This window comes from Brevundimonas sp. (assembly GCF_041688735.1).
Lineage (GTDB): Bacteria > Pseudomonadota > Alphaproteobacteria > Caulobacterales > Caulobacteraceae > Brevundimonas.
Genome location: NZ_JBDNHO010000069.1, coordinates 1 through 19,367, shown reverse-complemented (window position 1 = coordinate 19,367; position 19,367 = coordinate 1). Strand labels below are relative to the sequence as shown.

The 19,367-nt window shown below is 66.2% G+C and carries 19 protein-coding genes; 5 read left to right on the top strand and 14 right to left on the bottom strand.

The genetic code is table 11. From position 1 onward, the window contains the following. Window positions 1-23: 23 nt before the first annotated feature. From ACESMO_RS07630 to coxB, 8 genes are all read right to left on the bottom strand, one after another. A complete protein-coding gene (locus ACESMO_RS07630; protein ID WP_372707563.1) occupies window positions 24-713 on the bottom strand; it encodes an SURF1 family protein in 690 nt (229 codons plus the stop codon). After that, complete coding sequence (locus ACESMO_RS07625) at window positions 714-1,262, bottom strand: DUF983 domain-containing protein (RefSeq protein WP_372707562.1); 549 nt, start codon at window positions 1,260-1,262, stop codon at window positions 714-716. Further along, complete coding sequence (locus ACESMO_RS07620; RefSeq protein WP_372707561.1) at window positions 1,259-2,167, bottom strand: cytochrome c oxidase subunit 3; 909 nt, start codon at window positions 2,165-2,167, stop codon at window positions 1,259-1,261. Before ACESMO_RS07620 ends, ACESMO_RS07625 begins: the two co-directional genes overlap by 4 nt. A gap of 49 nt (window positions 2,168-2,216) precedes the next feature. After that, complete coding sequence (locus tag ACESMO_RS07615) at window positions 2,217-2,783, bottom strand: cytochrome c oxidase assembly protein (protein WP_372707560.1); 567 nt, start codon at window positions 2,781-2,783, stop codon at window positions 2,217-2,219. Further along, window positions 2,780-2,959 carry a hypothetical protein gene (locus ACESMO_RS07610; protein WP_372707559.1) on the bottom strand — a complete coding sequence of 60 codons (180 nt, stop codon included), beginning with the start codon at window positions 2,957-2,959 and terminating at the stop codon, window positions 2,780-2,782. The genes ACESMO_RS07615 and ACESMO_RS07610 overlap by 4 nt, the downstream gene beginning before the upstream one ends. 4 nt (window positions 2,960-2,963) lie before the next feature. Beyond that, entirely contained in the window at window positions 2,964-3,932 is a 969-nt protein-coding gene (cyoE, locus tag ACESMO_RS07605; protein WP_372707558.1) for a heme o synthase, read from the bottom strand. Between the two features lie 166 nt (window positions 3,933-4,098). Next, a complete protein-coding gene (gene ctaD / locus ACESMO_RS07600; RefSeq protein ID WP_372707557.1) occupies window positions 4,099-5,769 on the bottom strand; it encodes a cytochrome c oxidase subunit I in 1,671 nt (556 codons plus the stop codon). A 23-nt stretch (window positions 5,770-5,792) separates the two neighbouring features. Beyond that, the gene (gene coxB / locus ACESMO_RS07595) at window positions 5,793-6,782 is read right to left on the bottom strand and encodes a cytochrome c oxidase subunit II (protein ID WP_372707556.1); all 990 of its coding nucleotides are present in this window, start codon (window positions 6,780-6,782) and stop codon (window positions 5,793-5,795) included. Window positions 6,783-7,036: 254 nt separating this feature from the next. Here coxB and ACESMO_RS07590 point away from each other — a divergent pair, with 254 nt between their 5' ends. From ACESMO_RS07590 to tldD, 4 genes are all read left to right on the top strand, one after another. Beyond that, window positions 7,037-7,429: a PadR family transcriptional regulator gene (locus tag ACESMO_RS07590; protein WP_372707555.1), complete on the top strand. Its 393-nt coding sequence runs from the start codon at window positions 7,037-7,039 to the stop codon at window positions 7,427-7,429. Beyond that, window positions 7,426-8,013, top strand: coding sequence for a DUF1700 domain-containing protein (locus ACESMO_RS07585; RefSeq protein WP_372707554.1), 588 nt, complete (start codon window positions 7,426-7,428; stop codon window positions 8,011-8,013). Before ACESMO_RS07590 ends, ACESMO_RS07585 begins: the two co-directional genes overlap by 4 nt. After that, a complete protein-coding gene (locus ACESMO_RS07580; RefSeq protein WP_372707553.1) occupies window positions 8,010-8,759 on the top strand; it encodes a GIN domain-containing protein in 750 nt (249 codons plus the stop codon). The genes ACESMO_RS07585 and ACESMO_RS07580 overlap by 4 nt, the downstream gene beginning before the upstream one ends. An 82-nt stretch (window positions 8,760-8,841) precedes the next feature. Continuing rightward, complete coding sequence (tldD, locus tag ACESMO_RS07575) at window positions 8,842-10,272, top strand: metalloprotease TldD (protein ID WP_372707552.1); 1,431 nt, start codon at window positions 8,842-8,844, stop codon at window positions 10,270-10,272. 14 nt (window positions 10,273-10,286) lie between these two features. Here tldD and ACESMO_RS07570 read toward each other — a convergent pair whose 3' ends face one another. From ACESMO_RS07570 to ACESMO_RS07545, 6 genes are all read right to left on the bottom strand, one after another. Beyond that, on the bottom strand, window positions 10,287-11,222 hold the full coding sequence (locus tag ACESMO_RS07570; protein ID WP_372707551.1) for a TraB/GumN family protein: 936 nt from the start codon (window positions 11,220-11,222) through the stop codon (window positions 10,287-10,289). A gap of 5 nt (window positions 11,223-11,227) precedes the next feature. Further along, window positions 11,228-12,208 (bottom strand): TraB/GumN family protein, encoded by a 981-nt coding sequence (locus ACESMO_RS07565; RefSeq protein WP_372707550.1) that lies wholly within the window; start codon window positions 12,206-12,208, stop codon window positions 11,228-11,230. 261 nt (window positions 12,209-12,469) lie between these two features. After that, on the bottom strand, window positions 12,470-14,140 hold the full coding sequence (locus ACESMO_RS07560; protein ID WP_372707549.1) for an amidohydrolase: 1,671 nt from the start codon (window positions 14,138-14,140) through the stop codon (window positions 12,470-12,472). Between the two features lie 95 nt (window positions 14,141-14,235). After that, window positions 14,236-16,419, bottom strand: a complete 2,184-nt coding sequence (locus tag ACESMO_RS07555) for a 3-hydroxyacyl-CoA dehydrogenase NAD-binding domain-containing protein (RefSeq protein ID WP_372707548.1) — start codon at window positions 16,417-16,419, stop codon at window positions 14,236-14,238. A gap of 137 nt (window positions 16,420-16,556) precedes the next feature. Then, window positions 16,557-17,762 (bottom strand): acetyl-CoA C-acetyltransferase, encoded by a 1,206-nt coding sequence (locus tag ACESMO_RS07550; protein ID WP_372707547.1) that lies wholly within the window; start codon window positions 17,760-17,762, stop codon window positions 16,557-16,559. A 171-nt stretch (window positions 17,763-17,933) separates the two neighbouring features. Beyond that, the gene (locus tag ACESMO_RS07545) at window positions 17,934-18,434 is read right to left on the bottom strand and encodes a ferritin-like domain-containing protein (RefSeq protein WP_372707546.1); all 501 of its coding nucleotides are present in this window, start codon (window positions 18,432-18,434) and stop codon (window positions 17,934-17,936) included. A 196-nt stretch (window positions 18,435-18,630) separates the two neighbouring features. Between ACESMO_RS07545 and ACESMO_RS07540 the strand changes: the two genes are divergently transcribed. Beyond that, the gene (locus tag ACESMO_RS07540; protein WP_372707545.1) at window positions 18,631-19,230 is read left to right on the top strand and encodes a CAP domain-containing protein; all 600 of its coding nucleotides are present in this window, start codon (window positions 18,631-18,633) and stop codon (window positions 19,228-19,230) included. Window positions 19,231-19,367: the final 137 nt, after the last annotated feature.

The following is a 19,367-nucleotide window of genomic DNA, read 5'->3' as shown; positions in this document are numbered from 1 at the left end:
AGACAGGGTGTGAAGCTTGGCGGTCAGGAGGTTAGCCTTCGACGGAGCAGAACGATGTAGAAACCCACCAGCGCCAGCGCCAGCCCGAACCAGGTCAGGGCATAGCCGAGGTGGTTTTTGGAGAAGGCGGCGGGGGGCGCGGACGGCTTGAGCGCCGACCATTCCGGATTGGAGGAGATGGTCGCATAGACCATCATCGGCATGACATTCGGACGGACGCCCAGCGCCTCGGCCATCGCCGTGTGATCACGCGCGAAGAACCGGTTTCCCTCTGGCGGCAGGGCCATGGGTCCGGGCGGCGCGGGTTGTCGCAACTGGCCCTCGATGCGTGTCGGGACGGTCGTCGCCACGACCTGCGGCCGGGCGGAAACAGTCTCGGAAACGAAGCCTCGATCGACGAGAACGGCTGACGAAAAGTTCGCGGGACGGCAGGCTGAAATTAGCCGGACGCCAGCCTCACCATCGTGAATGGTCTGGAGTTCCACATAGGGGGCGGTCGCCAGTCCCGGACAATCCATCGCGACCCGAGCGAACTCGCCGCGCCGGAAGCCGGTCTTGATGTCCGACGCGGACAGACCGGCCACCGCGTCGGACATGGCGACCAGGTTGTTCTTCCACTGCATCCGCTCAACCTGCCAGACGCCGAGCGCGCACAGGGCGACGAACGCGACGGCGGCCGCGACCGTCAGGCCGAAAGGAAAGCGCGTGCGCATCTAGTCCTCCCCCTTCGGTGGAGGGGGACCGCCCGAAGGGTGGTGGAGGGGGCTGACGGCCGGCGACGGCGTCTGGGGCTGGCCCCCTCCACCGCTTCGCGGTTCCCCTCCCCCGGCGGGGGAGGAATGCGCCTGTCCCGCCTTGTTGCGCATCTGCAGGGCGATCATCACGCCCTTGCCCGGCCGCATCAGTCCGAGACACAGCGCCAGGACCAATGGCAGGGCCACGACCAGCAAGGCCCAGATCGGCGGGTTGTATGCGATCTGCACGAACAGGGCGCCGAACACCACGATGCCGCCGGCGATCTGCATGATGAAGATGGCCGCTCCATCGCCGGTGTTCATCCGGGTGAAGTCGAAGCCGCAGACGGCGCAGCGATCGACGACCTTGAGGAATCCCGCGAACAGCGGACCCTTGCCGCAGTTGGGACAACGACAAAGAAGACCGGCGCGGATCGGGTCGATCCGCCCAACCCCCTCAAGCAAAGAGGCGCGGGACTGTTCGTCCCGCGCCGGTTTGAGATCATGCCCTGAGGGGCCGTCAGTCACCCGTAGGTGACGTAGACAAAGGCAAACAGGAACAACCACACCACGTCCACGAAATGCCAGTACCAGGCCGCGGCTTCGAAGCCAAAATGCTTGGCGGGGCTCATCTGGCCCGCATAGAGGCGCAGCAGGCAGACGGCCAGGAAGATGGTGCCGATCAGGACGTGGAAGCCGTGGAAGCCCGTCGCCATGAAGAAGATCGACCCATACAGGCCCGAGTTGGCGGCGTCTTCGTTGAAGAACAGGTTCTCGTGCAGGATGTGGTAGTACTCATAGACCTGTACCCCGCTGAACAGGATGCCGAGCGCGACTGTGATTAACAGGCCCGTCTTGGCCGCCTTCCGGTCGCCCACCTGAAGCGCGTGGTGAGCCCAGGTCACGGTCGTGCCGGACAGCAGCAGGATCACGGTGTTGAGCAGCGGCAGCTGCCACGCATCCAGCGTCTCTACGCCCTTGGGCGGCCAGGTCGACCAGGCCGCGGCCGTGTCAGCCCACAGGGCCACTTCGGGGATGTGCGCACGGGCTTCGTTGAAGACCGCCATCTCGAAGAAAATCCAGAAAAACGCCGCGAAGAACATGACCTCCGAAGCGATGAACAGCACCATGCCGTAGCGCAGGCCGATCGACACGACCGGGGTGTGGTCGCCCGCCTTGCTTTCCTTGATAACGTCCGCCCACCAGCCGAACATGGACAACAGGACGCCGGCGAAACCGGCGAAGAACAGGGCCTTGTCGCCCTTGGCGAGCAATGCTCCGGCGACGGCGCCGGCGTCTTCGCCGACGAGGCCCTTCATCCACACCACGGCCCCGACCATCATCAGCGTCACGGCGGCCGAGGACACCAGCGGCCATGGGCTGGGATTGACCAGATGGTAGTCGTGGTGAGGAGCGGCGTGAGCGTCGGCCATCAGCGTCTCTTGAAGGGTCGAGAAGTATTGGTGTGGGCTATAGCGTCCGCTATCCGGCTGCGCCAGTGCCCGGCACGCCATTCACGGCCTCGTCGAAGCCCTGGGTGGGATAGAAGGTGTAGCTGAGGGTGATCTCGCGGACGCCCTGGCTCTCGCGGTCCGTCGCCATTTCCGGGGCCACGAAATACTGGACGGGGAAGGCCTTGGTTTCGCCAGGGGCGATGGTCTGTCCCTCGAAGCAGAAGCATTGCAGCTTCTGGAAATAGGGGCCCGTCCGTTCCGGCACGACGTTGTAGGAGGCCGTGGCGTGGATGATCTTCTCGCCGGTGTTGGTGACGTCGAACATGGCGATGCCCGTCTCGCCGATCCGCACCCTCTGGGTCACCTGTTTCGCCTTGAAGGCCATGGGCAGGTCCCCGCGCACATTGGTGTCGAACCGGATCAGGACGGTCTGGTCCAGCATCACTTCCGAGGGCTTGTCCGCCCTCATGGTGGTGCCGTCGAAACCCGTGACCTGACAGAACAGCCGGTACAGCGGCACGGCGGCGAAGGCCGCGCCGGTCATGGCCATAACGCCGAAGACGCAGGCCGCGGCGATGACGTGATTCGGCTTCATCCGGCGTAACCTACTGGCTGGCCCGCCGCGATGGCGTCGGCGCGGGCGTCGAAGTTGCGCTTCAGGTTCAGCACCGTCACGCCGAACACCAGCACGATGAAGACGACCAGCGCTGCGGCGATGGCCAGATTGCGCTTGCCGCGGGCGTTGAGCTCTTCGGAGGTGAGGCGGCGCATGCGGTCAAAGTCCCGGGACGGCGGCGAATCGGTCGACCAGAAGGGCGGCGAACAGGGCCATCAGATAGAGGATCGAAAAGGCGAACAGATCACGCGCCGGTTTGGCATCGGCGCGCACGTCATACAATGCGGCTTCTCGCCCCACGGCCTCGGCCTTGTCGGGCTGATCCCCCGCCCGCGAGCGCCACAGCCGGATCGCCAGACCGAGGAAGCCGAGACCGCCGAGGATCGAAACGACCAGATAGATCGGTCCGCCCAGTCCGGTCAGGCCGGGCGCGATGGCCACGGGCACAAAGACCAGGGTGTAGAGCAGGATCTGCAGGCGGGTGCTCTTGGCCCCGCGCGCCACGGGCATCATCGGGATGCCGGCCTTGGCGTAGTCCCCGGCGGAATAAAGGGCCAGTGCCCAGCTGTGTGGCGGGGTCCAGAGGAAGATGATCAGGAACAGCAGCCAAGCCTGCCACGGTGCCTGGCCGGTGGCCGCGGCCCAGCCGATGACCGGCGGAAAGGCCCCGGCTGCGCCGCCGATGACGATGTTCAGGGGTGTCCGGCGCTTGAGCAGCAGGGTGTAGAAGGCGGCGTAATAGACGATGGTCAGCAGCAACAGGCCGCCGGCCAGCCAGTTGGTCGCCATGCCCAGCAGCATGACCGAGAAGGCCGAGAGGATGACGCCGAAGGTCATCGCGTCGTTCTTGCGGACGCGCCCCGCCGCCACCGGCCGTCCGCGCGTGCGCCGCATCAGGGCGTCGGTTTCGCCTTCCAGCGCCATGTTCAGAGCTCCGGCCGCGCCGGCGCCGACGGCGATGCATAGGATGGCGATGCAGGCGGAAATCCAGTCGATGTCGCCGCCCGCGACCACCAGACCCGTCACGGCGGTGAAGACCACCAGCGACATCACGCGCGGCTTCAACAGCTGGAAGAAGTCTTCCGGCTGGGCGGTGGAGATCGCGGGTGCGCTTTCGGTCTGAGCCATTAGCCTCAATCTATCACCGTCACCCTCGGGCTTGACCCGAGGGCCGGGGGTGGGTCGGTAAGGACGGAACCCGGACGCATCGACGTCCGGGGCCTCTTGCCTCGATCTGTTTCGCACCACATCCGGTCCTCGGGTCAAGCCCGAGGATGACGGGTCTGGGTAGTCTCTAGTGTTCGTCGGCCTTCACCACCGGCAGTTCGTTGAACTGGTGGTGCGGCGGCGGCGAGGACAGGGTCCACTCCAGCGTGGTGGCACCTTCGCCCCACGGATTGGCGACGCCCTTGCGACGGCGGATGGCGGACTCGGCCAGCATGACCAGGAACACCAGCACGCCGACCGATGTGATCGCGTAGCCCACCGACGACACGTAGTTCCAGAAGGCAAAGCCGTCGGGGTAATCGACGTAACGGCGTGGCATGCCCTGCAGGCCCAGGAAATGCTGCGGGAAGAACACGATGTTCACGCCCACGAACATGATCCAGAAATGCAGGCAGCCGAGGAATTCGTTGTACTTCACCCCGAACATCTTTTCATACCAGTAGTAGAAGCCGCCGAAGATGGCGAAGACGGCACCCAGCGACAGCACATAGTGGAAATGGGCCACGACGTAGTAGGTGTCGTGCAGGGTGTAGTCGATGCCAGCGTTGGCCAGGACCACGCCGGTCACGCCGCCGACGGTGAACAGGAAGATGAAGCCGATCGCCCACAGCATGGGCGTCTTGAAGCTGATGGAGCCGCCCCACATGGTGGCGATCCAACTGAAGATCTTCACCCCCGTCGGCACCGCGATGATCATGGTCGCGGCGATGAAATAGGCTTGCAGGTTCACGCTCATGCCGACCGTGTACATGTGGTGGGCCCACACGATGAAGCCGACGAAGCCGATGGCGACCATGGCATAGGCCATGGCGAGATAGCCGAAGATCGGCTTCTTCGAGAAGGTCGAGACGATGTGGCTGACGATGCCGAAGCCCGGCAGGATCAGGATGTAGACCTCGGGGTGGCCGAAGAACCAGAACAGGTGCTGGAACATGACCGGGTCGCCGCCGCCGGCGGGGTCGAAGAAGGAGGTGCCAAAGTTGCGATCGGCCAGCAGCATGGTGATAGCGCCGGCCAGGACGGGCAGGCTCAGCAGCAGCAGGAAGGCGGTGATCAGCACCGACCAGGCGAACAGCGGCATCCGGTGAATGGTCATGCCCGGCGCGCGCATGTTGAAGATGGTGGTGATGAAGTTGATCGCGCCCAGGATCGAGCTGGCACCCGCCACGTGCAGCGAGAAGATCGCCAGATCCATCGCCGGGCCGGTGTGGCCGGTGGTCGAGAGCGGCGGATAGATGGTCCAGCCGCCGCCGAACCCCTTGCCCGGTCCGCCGTCGACGAACATCGACAGGATCAGCAGGATCCAGGCCGAGACCAGCAGCCAGAACGAGACGTTGTTCATGCGCGGGAAGGCCATGTCCGGCGCGCCGATCATGATCGGCACGAACCAGTTTCCGAACCCGCCGATCATTGCCGGCATCACCATGAAGAAGATCATGATCAGGGCGTGGGCAGTGACGGTGACGTTGTAGCCGTGCTTGGAGGCCTCGACGAAGCCGAGTTGCTGGATGATCCCGCCCTCGACGAAATACTGGATGCCGGGCTCGGCCAGTTCCATACGGATCAGGCCGGACAGCGCGCCGCCGACCAGGCCTGCCATGATGGCGAACAGCAGGTACAGCGTGCCGATGTCCTTGTGGTTGGTCGACAGGAACCAGCGGGTGAAGAAGCCCGGCTTGTGGTCGTGATCGTCATGACCGTCGTGGTCATGAGCGAGGTTTTCGGCTGCGGTGGCCATGTCTGTAGGGCTCTCGCGGTTCTTTATTGAGCGGCCGGAGCGGCGGCGGACGCCGTCGCCGGCGCAACGGTTTGCGGGGTGGTCGCCGTCTGGGCGGTCGGGATATCGGTGACGGTCGGGGCGCCGGTGGTGCCTGCGGCGACCTGGGCGACGGTGCCGCCCGGCGCTTCAGCAGCGGTCTTTGGCGTCATGGAACCGCCCTTGGAGCCGACCCAGGTGGCGAATTCGGCCTCGGTGACGACGTTGATCTGGATCGGCATGAAGGCGTGGTCGGTGCCGCACAGTTCCGAGCACTGGCCGTAGTAGATGCCGACGCGATCGGCGCGGAACCAGGTCTCGTTGACGCGGCCGGGGATGGCATCGGTCTTCAGGCCGAAGGCCGGCAGGGCGAAGGCGTGGATGACGTCCGCGGCGGTCACCAGCACGCGGACGGTCTTTCCGACCGGCACGACGATCGGTTCGTCGGCGGCGAGGCGATACAGGCTGTGCGGCATGCCGCGCGCGGCCAGTTCGTCCTCGGGCAGCATGTTGGAGACGTATTCGGCGATGCCCTGGTCCGGATACTCATAGCCCCAGTTCCACTGGTTGCCAGTCGCCTTGATGGTCAGGTCGGGCGTGGGCATGTCGTGGTAGGCGAACAGCAGGCGGAACGAGAACAGCGAAATGCCGACCAGGATCAACACCGGCAGGACGGTCCAGACGACTTCCACCAGGGTGTTGTGGCTCCATTTGGCCGGGACCGGGTTGGCCTTCTTGTTGTAACGGATGCAGATCCAGATGATCAGGCCCAGGACCAGCAGGGTGATGAAGCTGATCACCGGCATCAGGATGACGTCGTGGAAGAAGGTCGTCTGAACCTTCAGCGGCGAGGCCGACGGCTGCAGGCCGATGTTGCCGTCGGTCGGCTGACCGACCAGCGGCCGGGCCCATGACGGCGTGGCGAAGAATACGGCCAGGCAGAGGGCGGTGAGACCACCGCCGATCGACGCCCGGGCGCGCGTGCCCATCCCCATGCGAGACATCCTCATAAAATCGTTTCGTCGCAGTCGCTTGCGAGTGGATCGCAAGCCGGCGCCGGGACTCATGGCCCATTGCGCGTCTTCGCGCGGTGCATATCGCCCCGTCCGGCGCTTGCCAAGCGATCAGCGAGAGATTGGGAAGGGATGCGGCCATCGGTCCAAGGATTAAATCTCCGTCATGTTATGACAGCTACCTTGCGTCGACAGATACCTTGCGGTACCCCTTGGGCATCACAGGAGGCCCAGAGGTGCCAGAGACCATCGAGATACAATTGAAGAAGGGAGTGCTGACGCTGTGCGTTCTGGCCCTCCTGAACCGACGCGACAGCTATGCCTACGAGATCGCTTCGACCCTGTCGGTCGCTATCGATATGGGAGAGGGCACGATCTATCCGTTGATGCGACGGATGCAGTCCGACGGCCAGGTGGAAACCTATCTGGTCGAGTCCAGCGCCGGACCGTCGCGCAAATACTATCGACTGACCGACGCCGGTCGTCGGGCCTTCGCGGCCCAGACGACGGAGTGGCGCGCCTTCGTGGAGGCCGTCGAGGGCGTCATCGACGCCGCCGCGCGGCCTGTCGAACCATCCGACGCGGCGCCTGCCGTCGTCGACACCGCTGAAAGGGGAGCTGAACAATGAACCGCGCCGAATTCATGTCGAGTCTGCGCCGCGGACTGGTGGGCCTGCCCATCACGACCGCCAACGAGATCGCTTCGGACTATGAGACCCATTTCGAGGACGGGCTGGCCGCCGGCCGCACCGACGCCGAGGTGGCCGAGGCCCTGGGCAATCCCGACCGCCTAGCCCGCGAACTGCGTGCGGAAGCCGGGGCCCGTCGCTGGGACCAGGAGAAGAACCCGTCCGCTGCCGCCGCCGCCATCTTCGCGGTGCTGGGGCTGGGCGCGATCGACATCCTGATCCTGCTGCCCATTCTGATGGGCGTGGTGGGGGCCCTGTTCGGCTTCATCATGGCCGCGATCGGCCTGTTCATCGGTGGCGGTGTCGTCATGGTCGCCGGTCCGTTCGCGGGCTTCCCCGGCGGTCCCTTCGCGGCGATCCTCGGGGGTCTGGCGCTGATAGCCGGAGCCACCGCCATCGGCGCCCTGACGGCTGTGGTGACCATCCTGCTGGTCAATGCCACCGTCTGGTACGCCCGTCTGCACTACCGGCTGTTGAAGCCGGCCCTTCAACCCCAAGCCCAGGCCTCAGGAGATCTGACATGATCCGCACCCTTCTGATCATCACCGGCGCCAGCCTCGTGCTCTGCGCCGCCGCCGCCGCCGGTGCCGCCGCCCTCGGCGGCACCGACCTGGCCCGCAACGGCTGGGCCTGGACCCTCCGCGATGCCGAGAAAAACCAAACGGTCACTTTCGAACGCAGTGACAAGGGCCCGACCGTGGTCCGCAACCTGCCCTGGACGGGCGGCGACCGGCTAACGATCGAGATTCCCGGAGACATCATCTACGTCCAGGGCTCGACTCCCTCGGTCGTCCTGACCGGCCAGCAGTCGATGGTCGACCGGGTTCGCCTCGTCGACGGTCGATTGACGTATGTCGACGGCGATGACGTCGGTCACGTCGTCTTCGGCTGGAGTGTCCACGACCGTCTCAAGGTGGTCGTCACCGCGCCTTCGGTCCGGACCTTCCAGCTCGACAGTTCGGCCGACCTGTCGATCCGCGACTACGACCAGCCTGCGCTGAATCTGACGATCTCGGGTTTCGGTGAGGTCGACGCCACGGGTCGAACCGATACCCTCACGCTGGACGTCTCCGGGTCGGGCGGGGCCGATCTCGATAGCCTGACCACCAAGGACGCGACTATTGACGTCAACGGCTTCGGCGACGTGCGGGTGGCTCCGACCGGCAAGGCCGAGATCAATATCTCGGGTTCCGGCGACGTGACCCTCACCGAGCGACCCGCCGAGCTGACCCAGAGGATCTCCGGATTCGGCGAGGTTCGACAGGACTGAACATGGCTCCTCTCCTTCCTTCCGCACGGGAGGAAGGAGAGGAGACCGTGACGCGACGCTCCGCACACCCTATCTGGAGCTCATGACCGTTCACGTCTCCCCGCCCGCCATCCTCGATTCCGCCGACGTCGCCCCCGACGAGGCCCTGTCCATCCTTCAGTCGGCGTTGGCCGGAGCGGATGACGGTGAGCTGTTCCTGGAACGCTCCGAATCGGAATCGCTCGTCTTCGACGACGGCCGGCTGAAGTCCGCCGCCTATGACGCCGCCGAAGGTTTCGGCCTGAGGGTCGTGGCGGGCGAGACCGCCGGCTATGCCCACGCCAATGAGATCACCGGGCCTGCGCTGCGTCGCGCGGCCGACAGCGCGGCGCTGGCCAAGGCCGGTCACGCTGGCGTCTCCGCGGATGCCCCGCGCGCGACCAATCAGGTGCTGTACGAGGCGGTCGATCCGCTGGCGTCGCCGGCCTTCTCCGACAAAATCGCCCTGCTGTCCGAGATCGACGCCTGGGCCCGCGCCCGCGACCCCCGCGTGGTGCAGGTCTCGGCCTCGCTGATCGGCGAACGCCGCCAGATCGAGATCCTGCGCGGAGACGGCCGCCGCGTGTCGGACCTTCGCCCACTCGTCCGGCTGAACGTGTCGGTAACCGTCGAGAAGGACGGCCGCCGCGAAAGCGCGCAGTCCGGCGCCGGCGGTCGCGCCGGGTTCGAGACGTGGATCACGCCCGACAGCTGGAAGGGTCAGGTGGACGACGCCCTGCGGCAGGCCCTGATCAATCTCGACGCCGTCGACTGCCCGGCCGGGGAAATGGACGTGGTGCTCGGCGCCGGCTGGCCCGGCGTGCTGCTGCATGAGGCTATCGGCCACGGCTTCGAGGGCGACTTCCACCGCAAGGGTTCGTCAGTGTTCACCGGCATGATGGGCAAGCGCGTCGCCGCGCCGGGCGTCACCGTCGTCGACGACGGCTCCATCGCCGGTCGCCGGGGCTCGCTGTCGATTGATGACGAGGGCACGCCGACGTCGCGCACGGTCCTGATCGAGGACGGCGTCATGGTCGGGCTGATGCATGACCGGCTCAGCGCCCGCCAGCTGGGCACGCGCGCCACCGGCAACGGGCGGCGCCAGTCGTTCGCCCACATGCCGATGCCGCGCATGACCAACACCTTCATGGAGGGCGGCAGGGACACCCAGGCCGACATGATCGCCAATACGAAACGCGGCCTCTACGCCGCCAATTTCGGCGGCGGCCAGGTCGATATCACCAACGGCAAATTCGTCTTCCAGTGCACCGAGGCTTATCTGATCGAGGACGGCAAGATCACCGCGCCGGTGCGGGGCGCGACCCTGATCGGCGACGGGGCCACGGCCCTGACCAACATCAGCATGATCGGCGACGACTTCGCCTTCGATCCCGGCGTCGGCGTTTGCGGCAAGGGCGGACAGGGCGTGCCAGTCGGAATCGGCCAGCCCAGCGTCAAGATCGGCGGTTTGACGGTGGGCGGCACGGCGGTCTGAGGGACGATCAGGCTCTAGTCGGCGGTCCAGAGCGGGCCGACGACGGTCAGCCCGCGGGCTTCGATCTGATCCAGCAAGCCGCCGGCCTCGGCCACAGTCGAGATCGGCGCGACCACCATTGTCGTGCCAGCCAGGCCCAGGGCGTCGACGACGGCTTCTGACCATTGCGCGCGCGCTTCGTTGATCAGGGTCTCATCGGCGAACCACTGGCAGCGATCCCGGGCCCGCTCGACCGGGCTTGAGAGCACGGCGGGAACGTCCTGGCGCGTCCACGCCAGGCCGCGCGCCCGGACCGCCTCCACGCCGGCTTCATTGGCTTCGATCGCCGCCGTGAGACACGCCACCTGGGCCGCGTCGGGAACGGCCACGGCTTCGTCGACGTGGTGCCCGCTCATGTTGCCGACTTCATCGACCGGGAGCCGCGCTCTGCGCGCCGCCGACCGCACGACCGCATGGGCCGATCGGCCCGTTCCAGGTCGATAGCGGAGCCTGTCGCCCGTGAGATCAGCGGCGATCCAGGTCAGGCCGCGTTCGGCATAGGCCTGCCCATGAACGCGTTCGCGCCCGATCAGACGGGCCTGCCAGTCCGGCGTCAGATAGTCGGCGGTGGTCGTGCCTTCCGGCAGACGCGCCCGCGCGCGACGCATCCTGAAAAAATCGCCGAGGCTCATCGTGGCCGATTGCGACAGGATTACGAAGTCCGCCTTGGCGACCGCCGCTTCCAGCGCTTCGGGCCGCCAAGGGGTGTCGGCCGGTACATCGGACAGCGACCCCACGACGATGACAGTCGCATCCCCGTTCTGCACCCGCCAGACCGGCGCACCCGACCGCCGGGCGATGACGACGATGTCTTCGAGCGTCGCAGTGGACGGTTGCGGCTCCTGGGCCAGAGCCGGCAGCGCGGTGGCTGCGCCCGCTACCGCCAGCAGTCCCATGAACATGTTTCGCATAGCGTCTAGTCCCCTGTTGCCGCGGCCGGGTTGCCGAACTTCCATTCCGGCCCCCGCACCTCGAACCCCTGCGCTTCAAGCCCGTCGAGAACGCCACCCGGCTCGGCCAGAAGCCTCAGCGGCGCGACGGCCAGGCTCACCCCCGGCTGGTCGAGGGCACCGGACAGCGCCGTCAGCCACTGAGTTCTCAACTGCGGCCCGATCTCGGGATCGCCCCATGGCCAGCACTGGCCGAGCGCAGCATCCAGGGGATTGCCGATCACCTCGGGAACCCGCAGTCCGCGCCAGTCCTCGGCGCGATCGGTAAACGTCGTCGGTCCCGCTTCTGCAGCCAGAACAGCCGCCGCGATACAGGGGGCGGATGCCGCAGGCGAGGCGGTGAGCAGGTCATCGACCAGTTCGTCACCCCGAACGAAGCCGACGGACTCGCCCTGAATGCGGGCTCCGCGTGCGGCGCGCCTCACCACGTCATCGACGTCCCGACCGCCGCGGCTGAAGCCGGCCTTGTTCTGAAGCAGGCTGAACTGCATCAGGAAGAATCCCTGGACACGCCAGTCTTCGTTGCGTTCGTCGGCCATCACGGCCTCAAGCCGGGCCTGGGTTTCGGCGGGCAGCCAGTCGGCCGTGGTGGTGCCCTCCGGCAGACGCGCCACTGAACGGCCACGCCAGATCAGGCGGATGATGTCAGCTGGCGATACGCGGCCCTCGGGCGGGTAAAGAATCCTGTCCGCGCGCACGGTCGCGGCCTCCAGTCCGGTCGGGCTCCATTCGAAGTCGCGCGGCAACCCCCGAATAGCACCGACCAGGATCAGAGACCGGCCTCCCCGGCTGACCTCCCAGATCGGGGTCTGGGACCGCCGCGCGACGACGATGATGTCGTCGAGTGTCGATTCCTCGGCCACGGGCGTCTGGGCCAGAACGATGGTCGGGCCCGTCACGCCGGCCAGCAAGGCGAAAGCAGACAAAGCGGATGCGAGGAATTTCAAAGCTATACCCTTCTCACCTTCTTGCCCTGAGTAACTACAAGACTAACTCCAAACACAAGCATGACATCTCTGTAATGGTGTCTCCGATTTAATCTACCTGTCTGTCTTGTAACTGGAGAGGCAGGAAAAGCGCCGCCAAAACCCTCGTGGAGACGCGCGACGTCGATCCGCGCACCTTCTACCAGATCCGCCTGCGCAAGACGTTCTGAGGCCCATCGAGGCCACTAGGACCCCGCCGGCACGAGCCGGCGGGGTCTCTTGTCAGTCGGCGCGGTGCACGACGACGCCGTCCACCATCGTCAGCACGGCCCTGCCCTTGGGAATCTCGGCGAAGGGCGCGGTCATCAGATCGACGTTGAAGGCGGTGAAGTCGGCCCGTTTGCCGACCTCGATCGTGCCCAGTTCGGCCTCGCGGAAGCTGGCGTAAGCGGGCCAGAGGGTGAACATCTTGAGCGCGGTCTGGCGGTCCACCGCCTCGTTCGCCCGCCAGTCGGGACCCTGGAAGCCCTCCAGATCGGCGCGGGCGACGGCGGCGTAGAATTCGATCAGGGGCGAACCTCGCTCGACCGGGGCGTCCGAGCCGCCGACGACGATCACACCCATGTCGACCAGACTGTGCCACGCATAGGCTCCGTCGAGCCGCGCATCGCCGAGGCGGGCGGGGGCGAAATACAGGTCGCCGATGGCGTGGCTGGGCTGCATCGAAGCGATGATCAGCAGGTCCTTGAACCAGTGATAGTCGGAGGGCCGCAGGATCTGGGCGTGTTCGATGCGCCAACGCACGTCGGCTCCGTTGCGCCATTCGGCGGCGGGAACGTTCTTCATGGCCCCGGCGTACCAGCCCGCCACCGAGGCATTGCCCCGATCGCCGATGGCATGGGTTGCGATCTGGATGCCCGAGCGCAAGGCCTGCTCGTACAGAGGCACGGCCTCGGCCTCGGTCGTCTGCATCAGGCCGCTGGTCTCCGGCCGGTCGGAATAGGGTTCGAACAGCGCCGCGCCGCGCGAGCCCAACGCGCCGTCGGCGTAGTATTTGACCGCCCGGGTGATGATCCGGCCGTCGGCGACGCTGCGCGGGCCAGAGGCGAACAGGGCCTGGGCGCCGTCGGGGGTGACGTTATTGTAGACGCGGATCGAGGCTTCACCCGCCTCGGCCATCTGCTCCATCAGCGGCACGTCCTTCCAGGGCGCGCTCATGAAGTGAAGACCGGTCCAGCCATATTCCGCCTCGACGCGGAAGCCGGCGCGATAGGCCTCGCGCAGGGCGATGGGATCGGCTTGGGGCATCAGGCCGGCGATCAGCTGCTCGGCGGCATCGACCAGCAGGCCTGTGGGCTTGCCGTCGGGACCCTTGAGGATTTCGCCGCCCGACGGGGCGACGGTCGAGGCGTCGATACCCGCCGCCAGCAGGGCAGGGGTGGAGGCGACGACCGCGTGTCCATCGGCGCGGCTCAGCAACACGACCCGCCCCGGGGCCGCAGCGTCGAGGTCGGCCGCCGTCAGGAAGCGCGCGCCGTTGGCGGATTCGGGCCAGCGGGTCTCGATCCAGCCTCGCCCGACGATGGGGCCTTCGGGATGAGCCTCGGCCCAGGCCGTCACCTTGGCCATGGCGTCGACGACCGAGGTCGAGCCTTCGAGGTTCAGCGTCAGCTCGCGCCAGCCGATGCCGTCCAGGTGGGCGTGGCCGTCGGTGAAGCCGGGGAACATGGCCGCGCCCTTCAGGTCGATGGTCGGAGTTTCCGTCGACACAGCGGGCTGATCGGCCAAGCTGCCGACCCAGACGACCCGCCCGTCGCGCACCAGCACCGCCTCGGCGGTCGGGGCGGCGTCGACGCCGGTGTAGATGGGGCCGCCCCGGATCAGCATGTCCTGCGCCCGCGCCGAGGCGGCGACCCCGACGAACAGCAGGGCGAGGGCGAGGAAACGGATCATTGTGCGGCTCCGGTTGGGGCGACCGGAGGGGTGGAGCCGAAAGCCGCCGGCGTCAAGCGGACCCCGAACCCTCTCCCCTGCGGGAGAGGAAAAGCCTACGCCGCCGCCTTCTGCTTGCCTTCGAAATTGCCGTAGAAGGTCTCACCCTTCACGGCCATGTCGCGGAGCAGCTGCGGGACCTTGAAGCGGTCGCCGTAGGTGGCGGTCAGTCGGTCAGCCGTCTCGACGAAGGCCTTCAGTCCCGTCTGGTCGATCATCGTGATCGGGCCGCCGGTCCAGGGCGCGAAGCCCCAGCCGAGAATGGCGCCCAGATCGGCCTCGCGCGGGTCGTCGATGACCCCCTCTTCCCAGCAGCGCGCGACCTCGACGGCTTGGCGGTACAGCAGCCGGGTCTTCAGTTCGGCCACCAGGTCGGGATCCGAGTCATTGATGGTCGGAGCCACCAGTTCGGACAGGCCTTTCCAGAGGGTCTTGGGCGAACCCTTCTCGGCCGGATAGTCGTAGAAGCCCTTGCCGTTCTTGCGCCCGAAGCGGCCGCCCTCGACCATGGCGGCGACCATGTCCTCGCCCGGATTGGGAACGTATTTGTCGCCGAGGTCGGCGCGGGTCTGTTTGCCGATCTTGTAGGACAGGTCCAGCGCGACGTCGTCATGCATCTCCAGCGGGCCACGCGGCATGCCGGTCATCCGCCCGACGTTGTCGATCATGGCCGGAGCATAGCCCTCGTTCAGCATCGCCATACCCTCGGTCAGGAAGGTAGAGAAACAGCGTGAGGTGTAGAAGCCTCTGGAATCGTTGACAACGATCGGGGTCTTCTTGATCTTCAGAACGTAGTCGAGCGTCCTGGCGATCGCGGCCTGACCGGTCTTTTCGCCGAGGATGATCTCGACCAGCATCATCTTATCGACGGGCGAGAAGAAGTGGATGCCGATGAAGTCCTCGGGGCGGATCGAGGCCTCGGCCAGGCCGGTGATCGGCAGGGTCGAGGTGTTGGAACCGAAGATGGCACCGACGTCCAGCTGGGCCTCGGCCTTCTTCGTCACGTCGGCCTTGATCTCGCGGCTTTCGAACACGGCCTCGACGACCAGATCACTGCCCTTCACATGAGCGTAGTCGGTGGTGGCGGTGACCATGGCCAGCAGGGCGTCGTACTTGTCCTGGGTCATCTGGCCGCGCTTGAGGCGTTTGCCCAGCAGGTCGGCGACGTGGGCCTTGCCCTTGTCGGCGGCTTCCTGGGTGGTGTCGATCAGCACGGTTTCGATGCCGGCCATGACCTGCACATAGGCGATGCCCGCGCCCATCATGCCTGCGCCAATTACCGTCACCTTGCGCGGATCGGACTTGGGCACGCCTGCGGGGCGGACGGCTCCCTTGTCGAGTTCCTGTTTGGACAGGAACAGGCTGCGGATCATGGCCTGGGCCTGCGGCGTCATCAGGGTCTTGATGAAATAGCGGGTCTCGATGCGCAGGGCCGCGTCCATGGGGACCTGAACGCCCTCATAGACGGCCTTCATCAGGTTCGTCGCGGCGGGATAGTTGCCGTAGGTCTGCTTGCGGATCATCGCATTGCCGACGAGGAAATTCTGGATGCCGACCGGGTGGAAGGGGCCGCCGCCGGGCAGTTTGAAGGCCTTGTCGTCCCACGGCTGGACAGCTTTTCCGCCGCCTTTGATCCAGGCCTTGGCGGCCTCGACTTCGCCGCCCTTGGCCACGACCTCATTGACGAAGCCGGCGCCCTTGGCGTCGTTCGGACGGAAGGACTTGCCCTCGGTCATGGCCATCATGGCCTGCTGGACGCCGATCAGGCGCGTCAGGCGCTGGGTGCCGCCGCCGCCGGGGAACAGGCCGACCTTGATCTCGGGCAGCCCGAGCTGGATCTTGTTGTCGTCGCCGACCACGCGGTAGTGGCAGGCCAGGGTGAGCTCAAGCCCGCCGCCGAGGGCCAGGCCGTTGATCGCCGCGGCCACCGGCTTGCCGCAGGTCTCAAGCGCGCGCAGGGCCCCGTTCAGCTTCCAGCCCGCATCGTAGGCTTCCTGAAGCGAGCCGCCGGCCAGCATGCCGCCCGCCATGTCGCCCAGATCGGCGCCGGCGCAGAACCCCGAAGCCTTGCCCGAGGTCAGTACCGCGCCCTTGATGCCGTCATCGGTCCTGATGCGTTCGACCCATTCGGGGATCTCCTTCATGACGCCCGAGGTCAGGGTGTTCATCGACCGTCCGGGGACGTCGAAGGTGATCAGAGCGATGCCGTCGGCGTCGACGTCGATCTTGAAGTTTTCCATGGCTTGTTCCTCAAATCCTCCCCCGTCGGGGAGGGGGACCGCGAAGCGGTGGAGGGGGCCCACCGCAGACTCTGGCGTTCGGGGCCAGCCCCCTCAGTCAGCTTCGCTGACAGCTCCCCGTACGGGGGAGCAATGGATCAGACGCGCTCGATCACCGTGGCGGTGCCCATACCGCCACCGATGCACAGGGTAATCAGGGCGGTGGACTTGTTGGATCGCTCCAGTTCGTCCAGGGCGATACCGGTGATCATGGCACCGGTGGCACCCAGTGGGTGGCCCATCGAGATACCGCCGCCGTTGACGTTCATCTTGTCGTGCGGGATGTCGAGCGCCTGCATGTAGCGCAGCACCACGGCGGCAAAGGCCTCGTTCAATTCCCACACGTCGATGTCGGCGGTGGTCATGCCCAGCTTGGCCAGCAGCTTCTTCGTGACAAACTCCGGACCGGTCAGCATGATCGACGGCTCCGACCCGATCGAGGCGGCGCCGACGACGCGGGCGCGGGGCTTGAGGCCCAGGGCCTTGCCGGCTTCCAGCGTGCCGATCAGCACCCCGGCCGAGCCGTCGACGATACCCGAGGAGTTGCCCGGGGTGTGGACGTGGTTGACCCGCTCGACCTCGGGGTAGCGCTGGTTGATCACGGCGTCGAAGGCCATGTCGCCCATCATCTGGAACGACGGGTTCAGGGCACCGAGCGTCTGCATGTCCGTGTTCGGACGAATAGTCTCGTCGCGGTCGAGGATGGTCAGGCCCAGCTGGTCCCTGACCGGCACCACCGACTTCGAGAACCGGCCGTCAGCCCAGGCGGCGGCGGCGCGCTTGTGGCTCTCCATCGAATAGGCGTCGACGTCGTCGCGGGAGAAACCCCATTTGGTGGCGATCATGTCGGCCGAGACGCCCTGCGGCACGAAATAGGTCGGGAAGGCCGAGGACGGATCGACCGGCCAGGCCCCGCCGTCCGAACCCATGGGAACGCGGCTCATGGCCTCGATGCCGCCGCCGACAGCGAAATCGGCCTCGCCGGATTTCACCTTGGCGGTCGCCATGTTCACGGCCTCGAGGCCAGAGGCGCAGAAACGGTTGATCTGGACGCCCGCCACACTCTGGGCCCAACCCGCCGACAGCACGGCGGTGCGGGCGATGTCCGCGCCCAGTTCGCCGATCGGGGTGACGCAGCCGAGGATGACGTCATCGACCTTGGACGTGTCGAGGTGGTTCCTGTCCCGGAGCGCTTCCAGCACCTGGGTCGCCAGGCTCAGCCCGGTGATCTCGTGCAGCGATCCATCCTTCTTGCCCTTGCCGCGCGGGGTGCGGACCGCGTCATAGATATAGGCCTCGGCCATGGGAGCAGGTCTCCAATAAGGACGGATTCTGAGGGTGGTCGTCACAAGCCCTACGTTTACGTCAACGTCAAGTAATGGTTACTCCCCCGCAATCCAGCGGGACCCCGCCGACACACGAAACCCGGCGGGAACAGGTCCCGCCGGGTTCATGCATTTCACGTTGAACGCGGATCAGGCCGCGGCGGCCATGGCCTCTGCATTGACGGTGGCGTCGGCGAGCGTCGTCAGGTCCTCGTCGGTCTGGGACTCTTCCTGCAGGGTCTCATCCAGCAGGGCGGCGGCATTGTCCAGACCCAGGACAAGTGCCCAACGCTTCAGCGTGCCGTAGCGCGTGATCTCATAGTGTTCGACGGCCTGGGCTGCCGCCAGCAGTCCGGCGTCAAGCGCCGCCGTTCCCTTGTATTCCTCGGCGATCTCATCGCCTTCGGCCAGGATGCCTTCGATGGCCTCGCAGGTCTTGCCACGGGCGGGCTTGCCGATGATCTCGAACACCTGTTGAAGGCGCTCAATCTGGCCTTCAGTCTGGCCGATATGCTTTTCAAAGGCCGCCTTCAAATCCGGTGATTGGGCCGCCCGAACCATCTTGGGGAGGGACTTAAGGATCTTGCGCTCGGCGTAATAGATGTCCTCGAGCGTATCGTGGAACAGGGTGTCGAGAGTCTTGTCGGCCATGATCGGCTCCTATTTTGTGGTGCGCCCGGCGCGCACCCCATCAAAGCAAAACCGGCGCGGTCGGTTCCTGCTGCCGGAAACGGAATTTGCAGCGGCCACAAACTTGGGGTCCGGCGGAACGCCTCACCCCTGAAGAGACGAAGGGAACGGCGCGGGAGCGGACACGCTATGTCCCCGACCCGACCAAGGAGGCTTCATGCGCCGATCCCTGATTTTGATTCTGGCCGGCCTGCTACCGGCAGCCGCCGCCTGCGCGGACGGCTATGCGCCGCAGGCGGCTCGGGCACCGCTGATCGAATCGGCGTCGCAGTCCGCGCGACAGGTGGTCCCCATCGTCCCGCCCCGCAGCTCCAGACCCTCGGACCCGATCGAGTCGCGATTGCTCCAGGCCCACAACTTCGAGCGGGCCCGGGTCGATGTTCCGCCACTGGTCTGGAGCGACGAATTGGAATCCGAGGCGCGGGGCTGGGCCGAAGAGCTGATTGTCACCGGTCGTTTCGCCCACGACCCGTCCCTGCACGGCCATGGCGAGAACCTGTGGAGCGGCTGGGGCGGTCACACCTTCACACCGGACGACATGGTCGGCGAATGGATCGCCAAAAAGGCGCAGTACCGCCCCGGCGTCTTCCCGAACGTCAGCCGCAGCGGAAACTGGACCGATGTGGGTCATTACACCCAACTGGTCTGGAGCGGCACGACGCATGTCGGTTGCGCCATCGCGGCCCGGGGCGACCGGTCCGTTCTGGCCTGCCGTTACGCACCGCCAGGCAATATCGACGGCCGCCGCGCCTTCTAGATGTTTGGTCCCGGAGTTTGATGGTGCAATCTTTTCCTTGAAATGGAAGGAGGCATTATGGGTCAGGTTCTTCACGGGAGCGCCACAACGACTGAGGCGGTCCGTCGAGCGATACAGCATAGTCAAGAGAGCCTGAG